We start from the raw sequence: 21,004 nt of genomic DNA on the forward strand, positions 1-21,004 counted from the left end.
ACAGCCATGAAGTTTGATGCTAATCTGTTAGTTCCCATTTATCAATTTTTACAGTGCGAAACGCCCGACCAATGGGTAGAAAAAGCGCGGCGGCCTGAGAATCTGCCCATTTTATTGCGCGATCATCTGCTATGTGAATTGAAAGCGGCACAAAGTGCTATGTTCTTAATTCGTAAATATGCCGTTGCTCCTGAAAGTGCTGATGCTCTGCTGGCTTGGTTTCAGCCCTATGAGGATTTTGCCTATAAAAAAATGGGGGATATCCATTCATTGAAAGGAAAAAATCAGGCCACCAAGCAAATTACCGCGCGGGCAAGATCACCTTATAGTCAAGATCTCATCGATAAAATGGTGTTATTAATTAAGGAAGAGTTGCATCATTTTTACCAAGTGTTAGAAATCATGGATGCCAGAGGGGTAAGCTATGACAGTATCAGTGCCAGCCGCTATGCTAAATCCCTATTTCAGCATGTCACCAATCATGAACCTTATACGTTGGTCGATAAATTGATTATTGGTGCTTATATTGAAGCACGCTCATGCGAACGTTTCGCAAAATTGGCTCCTCATCTGGATGAGGATTTGGGTAAGTTTTATATTTCTCTGCTGCGTTCAGAGGCTCGCCATTACCAAGATTATTTGATGCTCGCTCAGTCAATATCTAAAGAAGATATTACGGAAAGAGTGAGTTACTTCGGTCGGGTTGAAGCAGAACTTATTCAAACTCCTGATCATGATTTTAAATTTCATAGTGGTGTTCCGGTGATCTAAAATTGATAAATGTCACACCAAATGGTAATGAAAATATAAATTAGCAAATAAAAGGTGGGCTTATTTAGCCCACCTTAGGATTACCGCCTGCCTTCTCTATACCTTTATCTTTTCAATTGTCACTTTTGGAATTACTTCTACTCTTGCCATCACCAAGTTGTCTAATTATCTTTGTTTCTGGAAATTCATCTATTTTCCACTAACATTGCAATTTAAAATTTCTTAGGTATTCGTTCTAAAGTATAAAGAATTAAGTACGGAATAATGATTCTATATTCAAACCTTGGGTATGCAATATGTCTCTGAGACGGCGCAATCCCTCAACTTGAATCTGACGAACTCTCTCTCTTGTTAAACCAATTTCTCGCCCAACATCTTCCAATGTTTCTGCTTCATATCCAAGCAAACCGAAACGACGGGCCAAAACCTCACGCTGTTTTGCGTTCAGCTCAAACAACCATTTCACGATACTCTGTTTCATATCATCATCTTGAATAGTTGTTTCTGGTCCAGAATCATTTTCATCAGATAAAATATCCAATAATGCCTTATCTGAATCACCACTAAGCGGTGTATCGACAGAAGTAATGCGTTCATTCAGCCGCATCATACGACTTACGTCTTCAACCGGTTTATCCAGTTTTTCCGCAATTTCTTCAATACTCGGTTCATGGTCCAATTTATGTGCCAGTTCTCTTGCGGTACGTAAATAGACATTCAATTCTTTGACTATATGAATAGGCAGGCGAATTGTGCGCGTTTGATTCATAATGGCCCGTTCAATGGTTTGACGGATCCACCATGTCGCATAAGTGGAAAAACGAAAACCTCTTTCAGGATCAAATTTTTCCACTGCACGAATAAGCCCAAGGTTACCTTCTTCAATCAGATCCAGCAGTGCTAATCCACGATTGCTATATCGGCGGGATATTTTTACAACCAATCGCAAGTTACTTTCAATCATGCGTTGGCGTGCAGCAACATCCCCTCGCAGTGCTCGTCTGGCGAAAAGAACCTCTTCCTCTGCTGTCAGCAGAGGTGAGAAACCAATCTCTCCAAGATAAAGCTGTGTTGCATCAAGAACCCGTTGGTTTACTCCTTGCAACAAATCCAAATCTTCATCAAGACCAGTTGTATCATCCTCATCTTTCAGCAACGCTTCATCAAAGTCATCAGCTTCCATGCTATTTTCGTCTAAATTCGCATCATCATACAACTCATTAACTTTAAGCGTACTTTGGCTCATCAGCTACTCCTACCCATGATAATGCGGGCAGGAATTTCAGATCCCTGCCCCGGTTTATCGCTGCGGAAGATAACGCAGCGGGTTTACGGATTTTCCCTTATAGCGAATTTCAAAATGTAATCTTACTGAACTTGTTCCAGTGCTACCCATAGTGGCAATTTTTTGCCCCGCTTGAACATCCTGTTGCTCACGAACCAACATTGTGTCATTGTGCGCATAAGCACTTAGGTAGTCATCGTTATGTTTTATTATTATTAGATTTCCATAGCCACGTAATGCATTTCCGGCATAAACCACTTTTCCACGGGCTGTAGCAAATACGGGTTGGCCACGACTCCCCGTAATATCAATGCCCTTATTTCCTCCTTGAGAATCAGAGAAGCCTTCAAGAATTTTTCCTTCTGCCGGCCATCTCCAGCGATTAATAGTATCAGTACCATTAATAGCATTATTTACCCCTGTATCTGTTGCTACAGATAATTTGGGAGAATAATTATCGCCAGCAGAAATGGTTGCCTTTGGCAACATTTTTCCTGACCTTGGTCTATCAATATTTGCAGGATACGCATTAATTTTTTGAAAATCAACCTGACTAATTTTTGATTCGGTACTATTTGATGCTATTAATACACTATTTTTGGAGGTTGAATTACCCATTCTCAGTACTTGACCAACATTTAAGCTATAAGGCTCTGAAATATTATTTCTGAGAGCCAGATCACGGAAATCACTACCTGTAATCCAGGCTATATAAAACAAAGTATCGCCATGTTTAACCGTATAAGTACTTCCGTTGTAACTTCCTTTGGGAATATTTTCGTAGTTACGGCGATAAATAATTCGCTCTTGAGATGAACTGCTATTGGCAGCATTATTCACTAGCTGACGATTTTTAATCGCATGATTATCTGAAACACGATTTGTATCGATATTCACGATTGGGGCTGGACGATTTGGTGTATTACTGCAACCTATCAATACGACACCCATAACAGTACTGGCGATTATCCACTTTATTTTTTCCACTGGTTTTTCTAGATTCATACTTTATTCCCCCATAAAGGCAAATATAAGTGAAAATAATAATGCTTTATAAAAATTTAGGATTACGAAAGATTTAAAGCGAAACATTTTGCTTAATTTCAGAAAGAATAACAGCTAATTTGAAATTATCCCTCTCAAATAAATTAGCTAATTATGTTAGCTCGCCTTGAATTAGGGGTACAAAACGGACAGGTTCGATAACGTCGCTATGGAAATCATTCCCATAACGATGTACTACTTTCAGTAACTGAGTACGCTCGCCGACAGGTAAAACCATCACCCCTCCATCAGCAAGTTGATGGAGTAATGCCTGCGGAATTTCTGGTGGTGCAGCTGTGACAATAATAGCGTCAAAGGGTCCTTTTGATGACCATCCATCCCAACCATCACCGTGGCGGGTTGAGATATTGTGTAGGTCAAGTTGCTTCAATCTGCGCTTAGCCTGCCACTGCAATCCCTTAATCCGCTCCACGGAGAAAACACGTTTGGCTAAGTGGGCAAGTATCGCCGTTTGATAACCTGAGCCGGTTCCAATTTCCAATACATTGGATTCAGGGGTTAAATTCAGCAACTCTGTCATGCGAGCGACAATATAAGGTTGTGATATCGTTTGCCCATGACCAATAGGCAGTGCGGTATTTTCATATGCCTTATGTGCGAGAGCTTCATCCACAAAACATTCTCGAGGTACTTTGCCAATAACCTCCAACAGGTGCTCGTTGTGAATTCCTTGCTGACGCAGTTGCGCCAGCAAATTTTTCATTGATCGGTTTAGCATTCCCCAATATCCCCGACTTTTGCCAACCAATCACTTATCAGCTCCTGGGCTTTATAAGCTGTTAAGTCCACTTGCAAAGGGGTAATGGAGACAAATCCTTCTTCTACCGCAGCAAAATCAGTTTCAGGTCCAAAATCACTTTTTTCTCCCGGAGGGCCTAGCCAATAGAGCATATTACCTTTAGGATCTTCCATCGCATAAACCTGTTCAGCCGCACTTCGGCGACCGCATCGCGTCACCCGAAACCCCTTGATTTGTTCAATGGGAATATCAGGGACATTAACATTCAAAATATTGCCCGCTCTCAATGGGGATTTTTGCAGCAAAGCTAATAAACGCACGGTCACTTCTGCCGCCGTTTCGTAATGTTGGTCACCATTGAGTGATACCGCCAATGCGGGTAAGCCTAAGTGGCGTCCTTCCATTGCAGCCGCGACCGTGCCAGAGTAAATCACGTCATCACCAAGGTTAGGGCCACAATTGATACCAGAAACGACAATGTCAGGACGAGGGCGCACCAGATTATTTACCCCCAAATAGACACAATCCGTCGGTGTACCTTCCTGAACAGAAATATCACCATTGTTCAGTGTGTTGATACGCAAAGGGCGATCCAGCGTTAAGGCATTCGACGCACCACTACGGTTACGGTCAGGTGCAACGACCTGAACATGATAGTGTTTCCGCAATGTAGCCGCTAAGGTTTGAATTCCCGGTGCGGTGACACCATCATCGTTACTCAGCAATATCCGCAGCATTGATATATCTCATTGATTTAAATAAAAATAAAACAGGTTAATAATGTAAATTACCCTGTGTGTGTTTGATCTTAGCATGACGTTGACAGTTTTGCAGAGTGCTTCGCATTCAAGCCATATCAAGGGAAGAGTCGAGATCCTGATTGATCAGTTCTCTAACAACACTGGTTGCAAAGCTACCAGATGGCAAAGAGAAATACACAGTGACAATGTGATCATCTTGCCATTCCCAACACAGGTTAAGTGGTTTCACCAATATTGCCCGACGGGCACTTTCCACACGCTCACGTTTGACTAATGCCCAAAGCGCTTCGTAATCCAATAAGCATTGTTGTTCGAAATCCAGAGCCTGATCCTGCGTTCCTAATGCTTTGACCCGGTAAAGGAGCCGTTATCTGTAGCTCTCCATCCATGACTCGCTGCTGTAATACCGACAATTCAAGTTCATCAGCCACAAACCAGCTACCGCGCCCTGTTAACTGTAATGCATCGCCATTTTTTACCTTCTGGTGTTCACCCTGAGCGATACGCCGGCTGGCAACAGTATTAAACATCGCGCTGCGACAGGCAGAAAGGTAAAAACTACGGCGGTTGCGTTCCTTGACATGGATCTCATTAGCTGCCCAGCGTTGAGCCTGAACTAAATTTTGCCCATCTCGCCCGAAACGCTGTTCACCAAAGTAATTTGGAACGCCAGTTTGTGCTATCTGCTGCAAGCGTTTTTCCACAGATTGTCGGTCAGAAATGTCTCTTAATACCAGCGTGAAATCATTGCCTTTCAATGCGCCAATCCGTAGCTTGCGTTTCTGGCGGGAAGCTGCCAGCACTTCACAACCTTCAAGTTGAAATGCCGTGAAATCTGGATCTTGTTTCCCCGGTATATGTAAACAGAACCACTGTTCCGTCATTGCGTTGCGATCTTTCAACCCCGCATAGCTGACAGAGCGAGCGGGTATTTTGGCAAAACGGGCAAGATGATCCGCGACAAATTGGGTGTTACATCCTGTCTTACGGATATGTACCATTAAGTGTTCGCCTTCTCCATCAGGAGAAAATCCCAAATCTTCGCGAACAATAAAATCTTCTGGCGTGGCTTTAACAATACCAGTCGCTTCCGGTCGGCCATAAAGCCAATGTAATTCACTCAAAGTCATGCTTATTCCTTTACCAACTCATTCCTTTACTAACAAAGCAACCGCTTCGCAGGCAATACCTTCTTTACGACCAACAAACCCCAGTTTTTCCGTTGTTGTTGCTTTAACATTAATATCATCCATATGGCATTCAAGATCTTCCGCCAGGTTAACCCGCATTTGGGGAATATGCGGCAACATTTTCGGTGCCTGAGCAATGATGGTGATATCCAAGTTCCCTATCCGATAGCCCTTCGCACGGATACGGCGATAGGCTTCTTTCAATAATTCACGGCTATCTGCGCCCTTGAAAGCAGGATCAGTATCGGGAAATAATTTACCAATATCGCCCAATGCTGCCGCTCCTAATAGAGCATCTGTAGCAGCGTGTAAGGCGACATCACCATCTGAATGGGCAATTAATCCTTGTTCATAAGGAATGCGGACACCGCCAATGATCAATGGCCCTTCTCCACCAAATTTATGCACATCAAAACCATGTCCAATTCTCATACGATAGATTCCTTAGCTTTTTGGGATAGGTAAAATTCAGCCAGTGCCAAATCTTCAGGTTGAGTCACTTTGATATTGTCCGCTCGTCCATTGATCAACATGGGACGATAACCACAGTGCTCAAGTGCCGAAGATTCATCGGTAATACAGGCTTGATCTGCAAGTGCCTTGATCAAGCAGTCACGCAATAACTGCAAAGGGAATAATTGTGGAGTCAAAGCATGCCACAGTCCGTTACGGTCAACGGTATGAGCAATCAATGTATGGTGAATTGTGGATGGCTCTGCTACTGGCAGCGATGCCATGCGTTTCATCGTATCCCTCACCGGTGACGCCAACAATCCACCACATATGTCAGGAGATACTGCGTTGTGATCAATAATCCGTAGCAAACTATCGAGATCATTTCTATGAAGACAAGGGCGGGCTGCATCATGCACCAAAACCCAAATTGTCCTGTCTGCAGGCAAACCAGCCAGATAGTCTAAACCAGCCAGAACCGAATCAGCTCGTTCTTCACCGCCAATCACTGTCGTAATTCTTGGATCAGAAGCGATAGGTAATTGTGCAAATTGTGTATCAGCAGGATTCAACGCAATAATAACGCGTTGTATACGAGGATGCTCAAACAATGCTGCCAAGGTATGTTCAAGAATCGTTTTTCCGGCAACGTTCAGATACTGTTTTGGACAATCGGATTTCATCCTGCTACCGATACCCGCAGCAGGGATCAAGGCGATAATTTCAGCAAGAGAAACACCAGCGGGGGAATGAAGTTGTGACTTATTCATTTCGATTATTATTTACTGTTTTGATGTAAAGGTCATTGCGCATTATGTTTTGAGGTATCAGGCACCATACGATAAAAAGATTCTCCCGGTTTAATCATGCCCAATTCATTACGAGCGCGTTCTTCAATCGCTTCCTGACCCCCTTTAAGATCCTTGATTTCAGCAAACAACTGGTCGTTACGTGCTTTTAGTTTTAAGTTATCAACCTCTTGTTTATCAACTTCGGCTTTGACCCGCACATAATCGTGAATGCCGTTTTTGCCGAGCCACAGCGAATACTGTAACCACCCCAGAAGAACCAATAATAGTAGCGTTAGTTTGCCCATCTCCCCCCCTGAAAACCCGCTAATCATCCCACAACTGAAAGCATGACGCCACCGACTCTCACAAAACCATTCGCAAAACCATTTTAAGGTTACTTGCACAACAGGATTGCACGATATGACAGAAATACATTGCATTAACTGAGTGTAGAAACACATTATTTCACTAACAATAATAATGTGTTTCATGACAGTTTGTTGAGTTGGGTCGTTAAGTTGGCAGGATTTCTTCGTTTTTCAGGGCAAAAAGCAGTTTTTCAACCGAAGACTCTACAGATTGTGAACCATCTAAATAGATTTCTGGCTGTTCAGGAGCTTCATAGTCAGCATCAATTCCGGTGAAATTGTGTAATTCTCCCGCTCGTGCCTTTTTATATAATCCTTTGGGATCACGGGCTTCACAGACCTCCAGTGGTGTATCGACATACACTTCAATAAATCGCCCCTCTTCCATTAGTTCACGTATTTTTTGCCGCTCTGCTTTATGGGGAGAAATAAAAGCTGTCAGGACAACCAGCCCCGCATCAACCATCAATTTTGCAACTTCACCGACTCGTCGGATATTTTCCTGCCGATCTATGGCAGAAAAGCCTAAATCACTGCACAGGCCATGACGTACATTATCACCATCCAGTAAGTACGTTTTGATACCCTGTGCAAACAATGCCTGCTCCAATGCCCCGGCAAGAGTGGATTTTCCTGAGCCAGACAATCCTGTGAACCAAATCACCCGTGCAGGATGTCCATTTGCGCTTTCCCGCTGTGCCCTGTCCAAAACATGTGAATGCCAGACAATATTATCCTGAGCCACTTATTTTCCTCCCAATAAATCACGTACCCCCCAATGCGGGAAGTGGCGACGAACTAATTGGTTAAGTTCCAGTTCAAACTCACTGTATTCTTTAGGCTCTTCATAAACATCTGCCTGGATTTCACGCACCAATCCTGCGCCTACGGTAACATTGGTCAGACGATCAATCAGGATAATTCCACCGGTATCTGCATGTTGCGCGTAGCTGTCGAGCAATAAAGGTTCATCAAACGAAAATTCCACCCGCCCAATGGCATTGAGGGGTAATTCAACCGCGACTTTCTGTGTCAGGTTGTTAATATCCACTTGATATTGAACATTATCGACTTTACCTCGGCTTTTTTTGCCCGCGACTTTGATATCCAAACTTTGCCCTTGAATCAGTGGCTGTTCTGACATCCAGACAACATCAACCAAAGCGTGGCGGGTCGCGCCCATTTGATCGTCAACAGCAATCAACAGATCACCACGGCTAATATCTATTTCATCTTTTAATACGAGGGTAATAGCCTCTCCGGGTACGGCAAATGTGAGATCGCCATTAAAAGTGACAATTCTTTCCACTGTGGAAACTACACCAGACGGCATAACTTTTATTTGCTGGCCTTGCCATAAAACCCCCGATGACAATGTGCCGCTATATCCACGAAAATCAAGATCAGGGCGGTTGACATACTGTACTGGGAAACGTAAGGGTTGCTCCTTCGCTTTGGTTTTTACGTCTACGGATTCCAGGATATCCAGTAGCGTTTCTCCCGTATGCCACGCCATTTTTTCACTGTGGGTAACAATGTTATCCCCTTCCAACGCCGAAATTGGGACGAAATAGATGTTTAGGTCAGTAGGTAATTGTGCTGCGAAATTCAAATAATCTTGCTTAATCTGTTCAAATATCTCTTGCTGATATCCAACCAAATCCATTTTATTGACTGCCACCACCAAGTGACGAATACCCAGCAAGGTGCTGATAAAACTGTGACGGCGGGTCTGTTCCTGAACACCTTTGCGTGCATCGATCAATAAAATGGAAAGATTACTGGTTGAGGCACCTGTCGCCATATTGCGGGTATATTGTTCATGTCCTGGAGTGTCCGCAATGATGAATTTACGCTTTTCCGTGGAAAAATAGCGGTATGCTACGTCAATGGTGATACCCTGTTCCCGTTCAGCCGCCAATCCATCAACTAATAAAGCCAGATCGAGTTTTTCTCCCTGAGTCCCTATTCGCTTGCTATCGCTTTGTAAAGTTGCCAGTTGATCCTCATAAATTTGACGGGTGTCATGCAGCAAACGGCCAATTAGGGTACTTTTGCCATCATCCACGCTACCGCAGGTTAAAAAGCGCAGTAATCCTTTTTCCTGCTGCGTCCGAAGATAGGCTTCAACTCCGCCTTGTTGCTTAATCTGAGTAGCAATAGTTTCATTATATGCAAGTGCTGGCATATCTGGACTCCTTAAAAATAACCCTGACGCTTTTTCAGCTCCATAGAACCTGACTGATCACTATCAATCAGCCGCCCTTGCCGTTCGCTGGTGGTCGATATCAGCATTTCTTCAATGATCTCCGGCAATGTTTCTGCTTCTGATTCCACAGCTCCTGTCAGCGGCCAACAGCCAAGTGTCCTAAAGCGTACTTTACGCTGGCTAATGACTTCCCCGGCTTTCAGGTCGATTCGATCATCGTCAACCATAATTAATGTTCCCTCACGCTGAACAACCGGACGGGATTTAGCAAAATAAAGGGGGACGATATCGATCTGCTCCAAATAGATGTATTGCCAGATATCCAATTCTGTCCAGTTGGATAACGGGAAGACGCGGATACTTTCCCCTTTGTTAATCTGGCCGTTATAGTTACGCCAAAGTTCGGGACGCTGGTTTTTGGGATCCCAACGATGGGAACGATCACGGAATGAGTAAATTCGTTCTTTGGCTCGTGATTTTTCTTCATCACGCCGTGCCCCGCCAAAGGCCGCATCAAAGCCGTATTTATCCAGAGCCTGCTTCAATCCTTCTGTTTTCATGATATCGGTATGTTTGGCACTGCCATGAATGAAAGGATTAATTCCCAACACCTCTCCTTGTGGATTACGGTAAACCAGTAACTCAAAACCATATTTCTCCGCTGTGCGATCACGGAAGTTGTACATGTCCTGAAATTTCCAGCCTGTATCTACGTGCAATAAAGGGAAAGGCAGTTTTCCCGGATAAAATGCTTTACGTGCAAGATGTAACATCACAGAGGAGTCTTTACCAATCGAATAGAGCATGACGGGGTTGGCAAATTCAGCAGCCACTTCCCGAATAATATGGATACTTTCAGCTTCAAGTTGCTGTAAGTGTGTTAGTCTTTTTTCGTCCATTGAGCACTCCTTATACTAAATCAATCACAGCAGGGCGATTTACTTGATCAGCTGCGTTTTTGCTTTCAAACCATCCTATCTGATGGTGAAGTTGAGCCACCTCTCCTATTACCAGCAAGGCGGGTGATGGTGCTTCTTGTGCCAATCGCTCCAATTCGCATAATGTTCCGGTCAATACTTGCTGTTCTGGACGAGTGCCACAACCAATCACGGCAACGGGGGTATTGCTATCCCGACCGTGTGAAATCAGTTTTTGGCTGATCAAGGCTGCTTTTATGATCCCCATATAGATGGCTAATGTTTGATTACCCCGCGCGAGTGCAGGCCAATCCAATTCATTGCCATCTTCACGGCAATGTCCGGTAATAAAGGTGACGCTTTGCGCGTGTTCTCTGTGGGTCAATGGGATACCTGCGTAAGCAGAAGCACCCACTGCTGCCGTAATGCCGGGTACGACTTGAAAAGGAATCCCCGCTGCTGCTGCAATCTGTAACTCCTCTCCACCACGACCAAAAATAAAGGGATCGCCCCCTTTTAAGCGAACTACTTTTTTCCCCTGATTCGCTAATTTGATGATAAGTCGGTTAGTTTCTTCCTGCGCCACGGCGTGATTACCCGCTCTTTTTCCAACACAGATTTTGTCTGCATCACGGCGAACTAATTCCAGAATTTCTGCACTCACTAAATGGTCATAAAGAATGACGTCAGCCTGCTGAATCACCTGCAAGCCTTTTAAAGTCAATAACCCTGGATCACCTGGCCCTGCGCCTACCAACGCGAGTTCTCCCTGGCAATGAGAATCACCTTGTACCAACTGCTGTTCAAGTTGCTCTTCTGCTTGTTGTAATTGCCCATTGGCGATCAATGTGGCAAAACGCCCATTAAACGCCTTTTCCCAAAAATGACGCCGTTGACGTATGGAAGTAAGATGTTGTTTCACGCGTTCGCGCCAGCGCCCCGCAATATTTGCCATCGTACCAAGGCTAAATGGGAGCAAAGATTCCAGCTTTTCTCGCAATAATCTGGTTAATACCGGAGATTTTCCAGCCGATGAGATCGCCACAATAACCGGAGAGCGATCAATAATTGATGGGAAAATGGCCGAACAGAGTGGTTGGTTATCCACAACATTGGTCAGGATAGCGCGCTTATTGGCTTCAGCAAAAATATGTTGATTTAGGTTGTGATCGTCTGTAGCGGCAATCACTAAAAATACGCCATCAAGGTATTTTGTTTTAAACGTTCCCTGTAACCACTCAATTTCCCCTTTTTGATAACGTTGTTGCAGTTCTGCATGTAGCTCAGGAGCAACAACCGTTAACGCTGCACCAGTACGAAGTAATAGGTCTGCTTTGCGAGAGGCGATTTCTCCGCCCCCAACCAGCAGTACAGATCGGGCTTTAAGTTCAATAAATAAAGGTAAATAATCCACAATACCATCCCGCGTTAGAGCCTAATCATGTTCTACCCTATGAATTTCAAGTCACAAAGGATATAGCTCTTAATTATTATGATGACCAGAAGATGAATATATGAGGCTGTGATCAGGTTATGAAATGACAAAAAGTAATTATTTGTTCCTGAATCGCATAAGATAATTTTTTCGTATGTTATAAGGCCGATTAAGCAAGATATTCGGAATAAAAAAACAGCGCTTCTTTTTGCGAGATGCGCTATCTAATAGAAATTGTTGTGATCTGTGATATTAATTTAACCTTCGTGCAAACCACATTCGCGTTTCAGGCCAAAAAAACGGGTTTGTTCTTCACTCATGCCTGATTCCCATTTTTGGGTGGTATGCGTATCTCCGACAGAAAGGTAACCCTGCTCCCATAATGGATGGTATTCAAGACCATGCTTGGTCAAGTATTGGTGAACCTGCCGATTATTCCAATCAATTATAGGCAGGATTTTAAAAACTCCCCGTTGAATCGCCAGCACAGGTAAATTGGCACGACTTTCTGATTGCTGACGACGCAAGCCCGCAAACCAACTTTGGGCCTGTAGCGTTTTTAATGCACAATTCATCGGCTCCACTTTGTTGATTTGGTTATAACGTTCTATCCCCTCTATTCCCTGGTTCCATAATTTGCCATAACGAGCCTCCTGCCAGGCCGGTGAATGCTCCGCACGAAAAATCTTCAAGTTCAGGTTGAGTTTTTCAGTCAATTTATCGATAAATTGATAAGTTTCAGGAAATAAGTATCCCGTATCGGTAAGAATCACGGGAATATCAGGATACTCCCGCGTCACAAGATGCAAGCAAACTGCCGCCTGAATACCAAAACTAGAGGAAAGCACAAATTCGCCGGACAGATGTTCCAATGCCCATCTCACACGTTCGTTGGCATCCAACACCTCCAGTTGTTGATTGATTTCAGCCAATGACGTGATTTGCTGCGCTGGAGCCAGTACCACCAGCTCCGATAAATTCAGTCGGCTCATACTGCCTCCTGCCAATCATAAAAATCGACGGCTGAATTCAATACTGGCCTGATGATATCAGCACGGATCAGAAAATCACCGAAACATTCACCGACATGACGCTCCGATGCCCAACGACCAATTAATTCATCCAGTATCTCAAGGATCTCTGTTGATGTGATATTTTCCCTGTACATGCGAGGAATTCGATCACCTATGCGATTTCCACCAAGATGCAGGTTGTAACGATCAAGCGCTTTACCCACCAACCCAATTTCTGCCAGCATTGCCCTGCCACATCCATTCGGACAGCCTGTCACACGCAATATGATCTCTTCATCACCAACACCGTGCTTTTCCATTAACGCATCAACATAATCGACAAAAGTCGGCAAGAAACGTTCTGCTTCAGCCATCGCTAATGGACAAGTAGGAAATGAAACACAAGCCATAGCGTGGTGACGCAAAGTTGTCACGCTATCGTCAATTAAACCATGAGCACGGGCAATTTCTTCAATTCGCGATTTTTCACTCTCAGGCACCCCTGCCACAATCAGGTTTTGGTTGGCAGTCAGACGAAAATCTCCTTTATGGATTTTCGCAATTTCTGCAATTCCTGTTTTTAATGGCTGGTTGGGATAATCCAACAAACGACCATTTTCAATAAATAAGGTCAGATGCCATTGATCATCAATGCCTTTTAACCAACCAATTTGATCACCCCGACCAGTGAATTTATATGGACGAATTGCTTCAAATTTCACGCCAGCACGTTTTTCAACCTCTTGTTTGAAGGTTTCGATACCCACACGTTCAAGGGTATATTTGGTTTTCGCATTTTTACGGTCAGTCCGGTTACCCCAATCACGTTGGGTGGTTACTATCGCCTCCGCAATTGCCAGTGTGTGCTCCTGTGCAATAAAACCAAATTCACTCGCCAGCCGTGGAAAGGTCTTTTTGTCGCCGTGGGTCATGGCTAATCCCCCACCCACCAATACGTTAAAGCCAATTAATTGATCATTTTCCGCAATAGCAACAAAGTTCATATCGTTGGCATGGAGATCCACATCATTTTGTGGCGGGATCACCACCGATGTTTTGAATTTACGTGGCAGATAAGTCGTACCAAGAATCGGTTCTTCATCGGTTGTGGCAATTTTTTCTTTATCCAACCAGATTTCAGCATATGCATTAGTGCGGGGCAGCAGATGTTCCGATATCTTTTTTGCCCACTCATAAGCCTGTTGGTGTAACGCAGATTGTACCGGATTGGACGTGCACAGCACGTTACGATTGACGTCGTTGGCGGTAGCCAGTGAATCCAATCCCATATGTGCCAATAATTGGTGTGCCGGTTTGAGATTATTTTTTAAGATCCCATGAAACTGGAATGTCTGGCGGTTGGTCAATCTAATGCTGCCATACAGCGTATTTTCTGTCGCAAACCGATCAATGCCCAGCCACTGCTGTGGGGTAATAATTCCCCCCGGCAGGCGACAACGCAACATCATGGCATGGCGTGGTTCAAGTTTTTGTTCTGCACGTTCAGCCCGAATATCACGGTCATCTTGCTGATACATGCCATGAAAGCGGATAAGGAGGAAATTATCCCCCTCAAATCCGCCTGTCAGCCCATTTTTTAAATCTTCGCTAATCGTTCCTCGCAGATAATTGCTGTCCAACTTCATGCGTTCGCTGTCTGCTAGTTTGCCTTCGACGATCAAAGGATCTGCTTTTTCTTTGCTCACATTGCTCATATTAGTAAACATCTCTCTGATAACGGCGCTCAAGGCGCAATTCACTCAAGAATTCATCAGCCTGTTCAGCATCCATGCCACTATGTTGTGAAATGATGTCCAATAGGGTCTGTTCTACATCTTTTGCCATGCGATTTGCATCGCCACAAACATACAGATGGGCGCCATCCTGAATCCAGCGCCAGACTTCTTCTCCCTGCTCACGCAGTTTGTCTTGTACATAGACTTTATGCTGCTGATCCCTTGACCATGCCAGATCAATACGGGTCAATAAGCCCTCTTTCACGTAGCGCTGGAATTCAACCTGATAAAGAAAATCTTCAACAAAATGTGGATTACCAAAAAACAGCCAGTTTTTACCTTCTGCGCCCTGACTGTCACGATGCTGCAAAAATGCCCTAAACGGAGCAACACCCGTTCCCGGTCCAATCATGATGATTGGGGTATTAGGATCGGCCGGTAAACGGAAATTGTCGTTCTGTTCGATAAACACACGGATGTTGTCATCTTCCTGCAAACGATCCGCTAAATAACCTGACGCACCGCCTGTACGAGCACGCCCTTCAATGTCATAACGAACGACTCCCACTGTAATGTGAACTTCATTTTCCACTTCAGATTGTGAAGAGGAAATGGAATAGAGACGTGGTGTCAGTGGGCGCAATAACTCAATAAATTGTTGGGCTTCTGGATGTGAAGCAGCAGCCCTGACCATATCTACAATGGGTGTTGTCTGAGCGTATTGCTGCAATGCTTGTTTGTTAGCGGCCAGCGATAACAGTTTTTCATCTTTCGCCAACGCTGCATATTTCCCAACAATCACACCGGTATTTTGGGTCAACTCGACATGGCTAATCAGCGCCTCACGCAATGGGAGTGATTTTCCATGCACATTGACCTGCTCTGAACCTTCCAACCAAAGCAGGGTTATTAATTCATCCACTAAAGCCGGATCGTTTTCAAACCAGACTCCAAGGGCATCTCCTGGTTGATAGCGCAGCCCTGAATCCCCTAAATCAATTTCAATATGACGAACATCTTTGTCAGAACCACATCCCGTTATTTTCTGGTTAGTCAACAGAGAGGCTGTCAGGGGGATTTCTTTGGTATACGTTTGGGTTTCCTGGATATGCGCTGAAATAGTAGATGAAGTGGCAGCATTTGCTTGTACTGACAAACGCTGCTTTAAGATATCCGTAAGTTGCTGATTCCATTGAGTCGCTTGTGCTTGATATTCCACATCGGCATCAACACGATCCAGCAGGCGTTGAGCACCAAGCTCATGCAGACGACTGTCAAAATCTTTCCCTGCCTGACAGAAGTTTTCATACGACGTATCCCCAAGACCAAATACGGCATATACCGTCTCTTTCATTGATGGCGCTTTTTTGGAATAGAGATACTTATGGAGTGCTACAGCTTCTTCTGCGGGTTCACCTTCACCTTGTGTTGAAGCAATAATAATCAATACACGTTCCTGAGAAATTTGCTTAAATTTATAGTCACCAGCATTAATTAAGTTTACATTGATATTTTCAGCTAATAGTGAATCTCTTAACTGTTCAGCCAAGCGACGGGCATTGCCTGTTTGCGATGCGGAAAGCAAAGTCACGGTTTCCAGTACGGAGACGACAGATGTTTTTGCCCCAGTTTGTGGCTGATGATCCACCATTCCCCAAAAGTAGCCAGACAACCAAGCTAATTGATGGGGAGAAAAATCGCTAATTGCAGATTGCAAGCGTGATAATTGTTCTGGAGAAACAGGTAGTAATGCAATTGAAGGTGGTTTTGCGGTCATTGTCCCAGTGCCTTTTGCTATAGCCAGTATCCATGTTGTAAAAGATGTAGGCATCAATCCAGTCATGAACATGAATTGATTAAGGTTATCCCAGAATGGGAGTGGTATTTAAAGAAAGGATCGCAATATCTCATAACCAAAACGCCTAACTTTATTTACAGATTTAATATATCAATAAAGTCGTTAAGCATTGTGCTTTTTACTTCCAGAAAAATCACGTTAAGCTCGCAAAGTTCAGGTAGAATAGCCGACCTTTTGATATCAGGGGAAAGCACAATGAGTACAACCATCTTTAAAGATTTTCAATTCGAAGCAGCACATCGCCTTCCACACGTACCGGAAGGGCACAAATGTGGGCGTTTACATGGGCATTCATTTATGGTACGTCTGGAGATCACCGGAGAGGTCGATCCGCTTAGTGGCTGGCTCATGGATTTTGCCGATGTCAAAGCGGCTTTTAAACCTGTCTGGGAACAGCTCGATCACCACTATCTCAATGAAATTCCCGGGCTTGAAAATCCAACCAGCGAAGTGTTGGCCAAGTGGATCTGGGAGCAGTTAAAATCGACATTGCCTCAACTCAGTGCGGTTATGGTTAAAGAGACTTGTAGCGCCGGTTGTATCTATCAGGGAGAATAAGGATTCAGCACCAGAGCCTGGTGCTGAATGAGATTTAAGCGATATTTAAATATTTATGGGTTTGCATCGAAAAACGCCAATTACGGGCAATGCACGTTTCGATGCACAGGCGAGTAGCATCTTCTTTCTGGCTGATCGGCTGTAAGGCAATAACCGGTGTAGGATTTCCGTCAAGCATAGTCAATAATTCATCTAATGCTTCAATATCGCGCAGCCGCCCGACAGGGTGCTTAATTTCGTCAGCGCGTTTAATAGCTTCAGGTAAGACCTGATAGCCTCCGCGCATTTTCACTTTCGGAGAAACTGTTACCCACGTTTTATCAGAGCACTGAATCGCATGTGTACCACTCGTCTCTATCTGACATTGATAGCTTTCACTTTCCAGTGTTTCAGTCAAAGGACGTAAATCGTATAAGCACGGTTCTCCCCCGGTAATGACAATATGCCTGGCACTGTAACCTTGGCGAGTGAATATATTCAGCAATTGTCTTGCAGTGGCAACGCCCCACAGATCGCTGTCTTGCGATTTCAGCAAGATATTTTCCATCGGCTGCTGTTTATCAGCCTCTTTTTCCCACGTATGTTTGGTATCGCACCAACTGCACCCTACTGGACATCCTTGCAATCGAATGAAAACCGAAGGTACACCGGTAAACACGCCTTCTCCCTGTAAAGTTTGGAAGATTTCATTTATTGGGTAAATCATAAAAAAACTCTGGTTTTAATAAACTGCCCGTTATTATTACAGATATCTATCCCGCGAACATCCATCTTTATGGTATTGTACCAGGTTGCTTTTGCTGGCATCTCACGCCAGACAAAGCATCGTATGCCTAAATACTCTCAGGCTGAAAGGATAGATGGGAATAACGAATGCAAAATAATGAAAATCAGCTTAAACAGGGTCTAAGCGTGCGGCACATCCGCTTTATGGCTTTAGGCTCTGCAATAGGCACGGGGCTGTTTTATGGCTCAGCAGCAGCAATACAGCAAGCTGGTCCCGCTGTATTGCTGGCCTATTTACTCGGCGGAGCTGCCGTATTTATCGTGATGAGAGCACTTGGCGAAATGGCCGTTCACCATCCTGTTTCTGGTTCTTTTTCGCAATATGCCAGCCATTATCTGGGACCTTTGGCCGGTTTTTTAACTGGTTGGATCTATATTCTTGAAATGCTGTTTGTTTGCCTGGCTGATGTTACTGCATTCGGCACGTATATGAAGCTCTGGTTCCCACATGTTGATCAGTGGATTTGGGTTTTAGGGATCGTATGTTTTATTGGTGCCTTGAATCTGTGTCACGTAAAAATCTTTGGTGAAATGGAGTTTTGGCTTTCAATCATTAAAGTCACTGCCATTATTGCTATGATTATCGGCGGCCTTGCCATTATGTTTTACGGTTTCGGGCAAGCAACTGAGCATGCAACCGGTTTATCCAATTTATGGGAGCATGGTGGTTTTATGCCAAATGGTATCAGTGGAGTGATAGCTTCATTCGCCATTGTTATGTTCGCTTTTGGTGGCATAGAAGTCATTGGTATCACTGCCAGTGAAGCAAAAAATCCAGAAAAAACGATCCCTCAGGCAATTAATGCTGTCCCGTTTCGTATCTTAATCTTCTATGTTTTGACGCTATGTATCCTGATGAGCATCTATCCATGGAATCAAATTGGTCAGGATGGAAGCCCATTTGTACAGATCTTTTCCAATTTGGGAATTCATTCAGCCGCAAATATTTTAAATGTGGTCGTGATTACCGCTGCTATTTCCGCTATTAATAGTGATATTTTTGGTGCAGGCAGGATGATGTATGGCATGGCGCAAGAGGGACAAGCTCCCGAATCATTCAAAAAATTAACTCGTAATGGTGTGCCCTGGATGACGGTTCTTGTCATGACTGCGGTTCTGTTACTTGGCGTAGTGCTAAATTATCTGATCCCTGAAGAGATCTTCATTCTTATCGCTTCCGTTGCCACATTTGCAACCGTTTGGGTATGGTTGATGATTTTAATCTCGCAAATTGCCATGCGTCGCCAAATGAGTACGGAAGAAGTCAAGACATTGAAATTTCCAATCCCAATGTGGCCCATAGCCCCGATAATTACGCTTGTCTTCATGGTCAGTGTCATCGTATTACTGGGGTATTTTGAGCAAACAAGAGACGCGCTATATGTTGGTCTGGGTTGGGTATTTATTCTGACTCTAGCCTATTTCTTCGGTGTAAAGAATAAACTATCTGCAAAACGCTCTTCTAACCAGTAAACTATTCACGTATATTTCAAAAAGCGTCGAAGATTATCGACGCTTTTTTATTTTTTCTATGTAAAATCAATAAGTTGATTTATCCATTATCACTACACAGAGGAATCGTCATAAAGAAAAGTTCACCATCAATGGGTTATGATCAGAAGCACCGGTCATTACAACTGCTGCATGGGAAACGTTTAATTCACGATAAAAAACAAAATCCAGTGGTTTGCCAAAAACAATCGTTCTATGATCATCATTAAAATATACTTCTTGCAAATGCATACGGTGTACAAAACGTTCTAATATTTTTAATCTCTGTCGACTCCACGCATTAAAATCTCCAGCAAAAATAACGGGGCCATTATGTATGCTTATATGAATACCAATGTTATTTAATTGTCGACTATAGACATCAACACCAAGGCTAAAGTTAATGGCATGCACGTTTATCACCATTAACTGGCGTTTATCTGGCAATGGATAAATCGTAATTAATGACGATTTAGATAGCCTGAATATCGGTTCTTTTTCACGCAGCGGGCAACAATAAATCGGTGAAGACGATGCCAATGTCATCACACCTGATGGGTGTTGAGGGATAGCAAATGCAGGAACCTGATCCGCGACCAAGCCACTGTCTGTAATGAATTTCAATAAGGCCGGAGTCATTTGTGCTTCTTGTAGCAAGACAAGGTCACTCTTCTCAATCAAAGAAGCCAAAACATGCTGCCATGATGGACGCTGTTGTTTATAGATATTCCAGATAACAACAGAAAGCTCACAATTATGGTCAAGAAGCGGTTCTCCGCGTGGTAACGACGCATCCTCAAGTAATTGCTTACAAGTAGGAAAAACCCGTTCTACAGGCTGTCCAGCAACATATCTCATGGCAAAATTTTTTTGAGCGTAATCTTTTCTCGCCCAGCTTTTTCTTAAATAACTATTCCTGATCAAGTTTCCCCCAGCTTACCTCAATACCTTTATCTCCACTAATATGACATCTTGGTAATTGATTTCAATCTCTAGTGCTTAAAAAACCAACACGGTTGTGTAACTATATAATAACGACACAACATATTGGTAAAGCAATTACTCATTAGAATTAGTAGATTGATTTATTTAATATTAAAAAATAAACATTAATATATTTGATGAGTATCAAAAAGTATCATATTTAAGAAGCAAATTTCTCTTGGTCAAGAGACATATAAGGATATAAGCAATAAGCTGTATAGATTAGGCAATAAAAAACCCCTGAGAGATATCTCTCAGGGGTTTTTCTAAATACGGTGGCGGTGCGGACGGGACTCGAACCCGCGACCCCCGGCGTGACAGGCCGGTATTCTAACCAACTGAACTACCGCACCACCGAATTTCTTTAGCCTGCTGCCTTTTATGCCGGCAACAAGTTTTTAATGAATGTCTGGCAGTGCCCTACTCTCACATGGGGAGACCCCACACTACCATCGGCGCTACGGCGTTTCACTGCTGAGTTCGGCATGGGGTCAGGTGGGACCACCGCGCTATTGCCGCCAGACAAATCCTGTTTTCAATCCCGAACAAGCTGTTTTTATCCTGAAACTTTTCTCTCTCTCACCCCAAAACACC

The 21,004-nt window shown here is 43.7% G+C and carries 19 protein-coding genes, 1 tRNA gene, 1 rRNA gene and 1 pseudogene; 3 read left to right on the forward strand and 19 right to left on the reverse strand.

The window, feature by feature from the left end:
- The first annotated feature begins 6 nt into the window (after positions 1-6).
- A complete protein-coding gene (gene miaE / locus ACE1SE_RS15100; RefSeq protein WP_374053686.1) occupies positions 7-771 on the forward strand; it encodes a tRNA isopentenyl-2-thiomethyl-A-37 hydroxylase MiaE in 765 nt (254 codons plus the stop codon).
- A gap of 250 nt (positions 772-1,021) precedes the next feature.
- On the opposite strand, the gene rpoS is transcribed toward miaE, so the two are convergent.
- From rpoS to cysJ, 15 genes and pseudogenes are all read right to left on the reverse strand, one after another.
- Positions 1,022-2,017, reverse strand: a complete 996-nt coding sequence (gene rpoS / locus ACE1SE_RS15105) for an RNA polymerase sigma factor RpoS (protein WP_374051568.1) — start codon at positions 2,015-2,017, stop codon at positions 1,022-1,024.
- Positions 2,018-2,071: 54 nt separating this feature from the next.
- The gene (gene nlpD / locus ACE1SE_RS15110) at positions 2,072-3,061 is read right to left on the reverse strand and encodes a murein hydrolase activator NlpD (RefSeq protein ID WP_374051569.1); all 990 of its coding nucleotides are present in this window, start codon (positions 3,059-3,061) and stop codon (positions 2,072-2,074) included.
- A 151-nt stretch (positions 3,062-3,212) separates the two neighbouring features.
- Positions 3,213-3,839: a protein-L-isoaspartate(D-aspartate) O-methyltransferase gene (locus tag ACE1SE_RS15115; RefSeq protein WP_374051570.1), complete on the reverse strand. Its 627-nt coding sequence runs from the start codon at positions 3,837-3,839 to the stop codon at positions 3,213-3,215.
- Positions 3,833-4,597, reverse strand: coding sequence for a 5'/3'-nucleotidase SurE (gene surE / locus ACE1SE_RS15120; protein ID WP_374051571.1), 765 nt, complete (start codon positions 4,595-4,597; stop codon positions 3,833-3,835). Before surE ends, ACE1SE_RS15115 begins: the two co-directional genes overlap by 7 nt.
- A gap of 109 nt (positions 4,598-4,706) precedes the next feature.
- Positions 4,707-5,751 (reverse strand): annotated as a pseudogene (gene truD / locus ACE1SE_RS15125) (tRNA pseudouridine(13) synthase TruD).
- An 18-nt stretch (positions 5,752-5,769) separates the two neighbouring features.
- Positions 5,770-6,243, reverse strand: coding sequence for a 2-C-methyl-D-erythritol 2,4-cyclodiphosphate synthase (gene ispF, locus ACE1SE_RS15130; protein ID WP_099113361.1), 474 nt, complete (start codon positions 6,241-6,243; stop codon positions 5,770-5,772).
- Entirely contained in the window at positions 6,240-7,034 is a 795-nt protein-coding gene (ispD, locus tag ACE1SE_RS15135; RefSeq protein WP_374051572.1) for a 2-C-methyl-D-erythritol 4-phosphate cytidylyltransferase, read from the reverse strand. The genes ispF and ispD overlap by 4 nt, the downstream gene beginning before the upstream one ends.
- Positions 7,035-7,066: 32 nt before the next feature.
- Positions 7,067-7,360 carry a cell division protein FtsB gene (ftsB, locus tag ACE1SE_RS15140; protein WP_374051573.1) on the reverse strand — a complete coding sequence of 98 codons (294 nt, stop codon included), beginning with the start codon at positions 7,358-7,360 and terminating at the stop codon, positions 7,067-7,069.
- A 208-nt stretch (positions 7,361-7,568) separates the two neighbouring features.
- A complete protein-coding gene (gene cysC / locus ACE1SE_RS15145) occupies positions 7,569-8,168 on the reverse strand; it encodes an adenylyl-sulfate kinase (RefSeq protein WP_374051574.1) in 600 nt (199 codons plus the stop codon).
- On the reverse strand, positions 8,169-9,611 hold the full coding sequence (gene cysN, locus ACE1SE_RS15150; RefSeq protein ID WP_374051575.1) for a sulfate adenylyltransferase subunit CysN: 1,443 nt from the start codon (positions 9,609-9,611) through the stop codon (positions 8,169-8,171).
- Positions 9,612-9,622: 11 nt separating this feature from the next.
- Complete coding sequence (gene cysD / locus ACE1SE_RS15155; protein WP_374051576.1) at positions 9,623-10,531, reverse strand: sulfate adenylyltransferase subunit CysD; 909 nt, start codon at positions 10,529-10,531, stop codon at positions 9,623-9,625.
- A 10-nt stretch (positions 10,532-10,541) separates the two neighbouring features.
- A complete protein-coding gene (cysG, locus tag ACE1SE_RS15160) occupies positions 10,542-11,963 on the reverse strand; it encodes a siroheme synthase CysG (protein WP_374051577.1) in 1,422 nt (473 codons plus the stop codon).
- A gap of 278 nt (positions 11,964-12,241) precedes the next feature.
- Positions 12,242-12,976: a phosphoadenylyl-sulfate reductase gene (locus tag ACE1SE_RS15165; RefSeq protein ID WP_374051578.1), complete on the reverse strand. Its 735-nt coding sequence runs from the start codon at positions 12,974-12,976 to the stop codon at positions 12,242-12,244.
- A complete protein-coding gene (gene cysI / locus ACE1SE_RS15170; protein WP_374051579.1) occupies positions 12,973-14,712 on the reverse strand; it encodes an assimilatory sulfite reductase (NADPH) hemoprotein subunit in 1,740 nt (579 codons plus the stop codon). The genes ACE1SE_RS15165 and cysI overlap by 4 nt, the downstream gene beginning before the upstream one ends.
- Position 14,713: 1 nt before the next feature.
- Complete coding sequence (gene cysJ / locus ACE1SE_RS15175; protein ID WP_374053687.1) at positions 14,714-16,510, reverse strand: NADPH-dependent assimilatory sulfite reductase flavoprotein subunit; 1,797 nt, start codon at positions 16,508-16,510, stop codon at positions 14,714-14,716.
- A gap of 276 nt (positions 16,511-16,786) precedes the next feature.
- Between cysJ and queD the strand changes: the two genes are divergently transcribed.
- Positions 16,787-17,149, forward strand: coding sequence for a 6-carboxytetrahydropterin synthase QueD (queD, locus tag ACE1SE_RS15180; RefSeq protein WP_374051580.1), 363 nt, complete (start codon positions 16,787-16,789; stop codon positions 17,147-17,149).
- 34 nt (positions 17,150-17,183) lie between these two features.
- Here the strand turns inward: queD and queE are convergent, their stop codons facing one another.
- A complete protein-coding gene (gene queE / locus ACE1SE_RS15185; RefSeq protein ID WP_374051581.1) occupies positions 17,184-17,855 on the reverse strand; it encodes a 7-carboxy-7-deazaguanine synthase QueE in 672 nt (223 codons plus the stop codon).
- 167 nt (positions 17,856-18,022) lie between these two features.
- Between queE and hutT the strand changes: the two genes are divergently transcribed.
- Complete coding sequence (gene hutT / locus ACE1SE_RS15190) at positions 18,023-19,408, forward strand: L-histidine transporter HutT (RefSeq protein ID WP_374051582.1); 1,386 nt, start codon at positions 18,023-18,025, stop codon at positions 19,406-19,408.
- A gap of 108 nt (positions 19,409-19,516) precedes the next feature.
- On the opposite strand, the gene ACE1SE_RS15195 is transcribed toward hutT, so the two are convergent.
- The 3 genes from ACE1SE_RS15195 to rrf form a co-directional block, all read right to left on the reverse strand.
- Positions 19,517-20,347 carry an endonuclease/exonuclease/phosphatase family protein gene (locus ACE1SE_RS15195; protein ID WP_374053688.1) on the reverse strand — a complete coding sequence of 277 codons (831 nt, stop codon included), beginning with the start codon at positions 20,345-20,347 and terminating at the stop codon, positions 19,517-19,519.
- A gap of 339 nt (positions 20,348-20,686) precedes the next feature.
- Positions 20,687-20,763, reverse strand: a tRNA-Asp gene (locus ACE1SE_RS15200).
- A gap of 54 nt (positions 20,764-20,817) precedes the next feature.
- A 5S ribosomal RNA gene (rrf, locus tag ACE1SE_RS15205) occupies positions 20,818-20,933 on the reverse strand.
- Positions 20,934-21,004: the final 71 nt, after the last annotated feature.

Origin of the sequence: Xenorhabdus taiwanensis, from assembly GCF_036512875.1 — a bacterium.
Taxonomy (GTDB): Bacteria; Pseudomonadota; Gammaproteobacteria; order Enterobacterales; family Enterobacteriaceae; genus Xenorhabdus; species Xenorhabdus taiwanensis.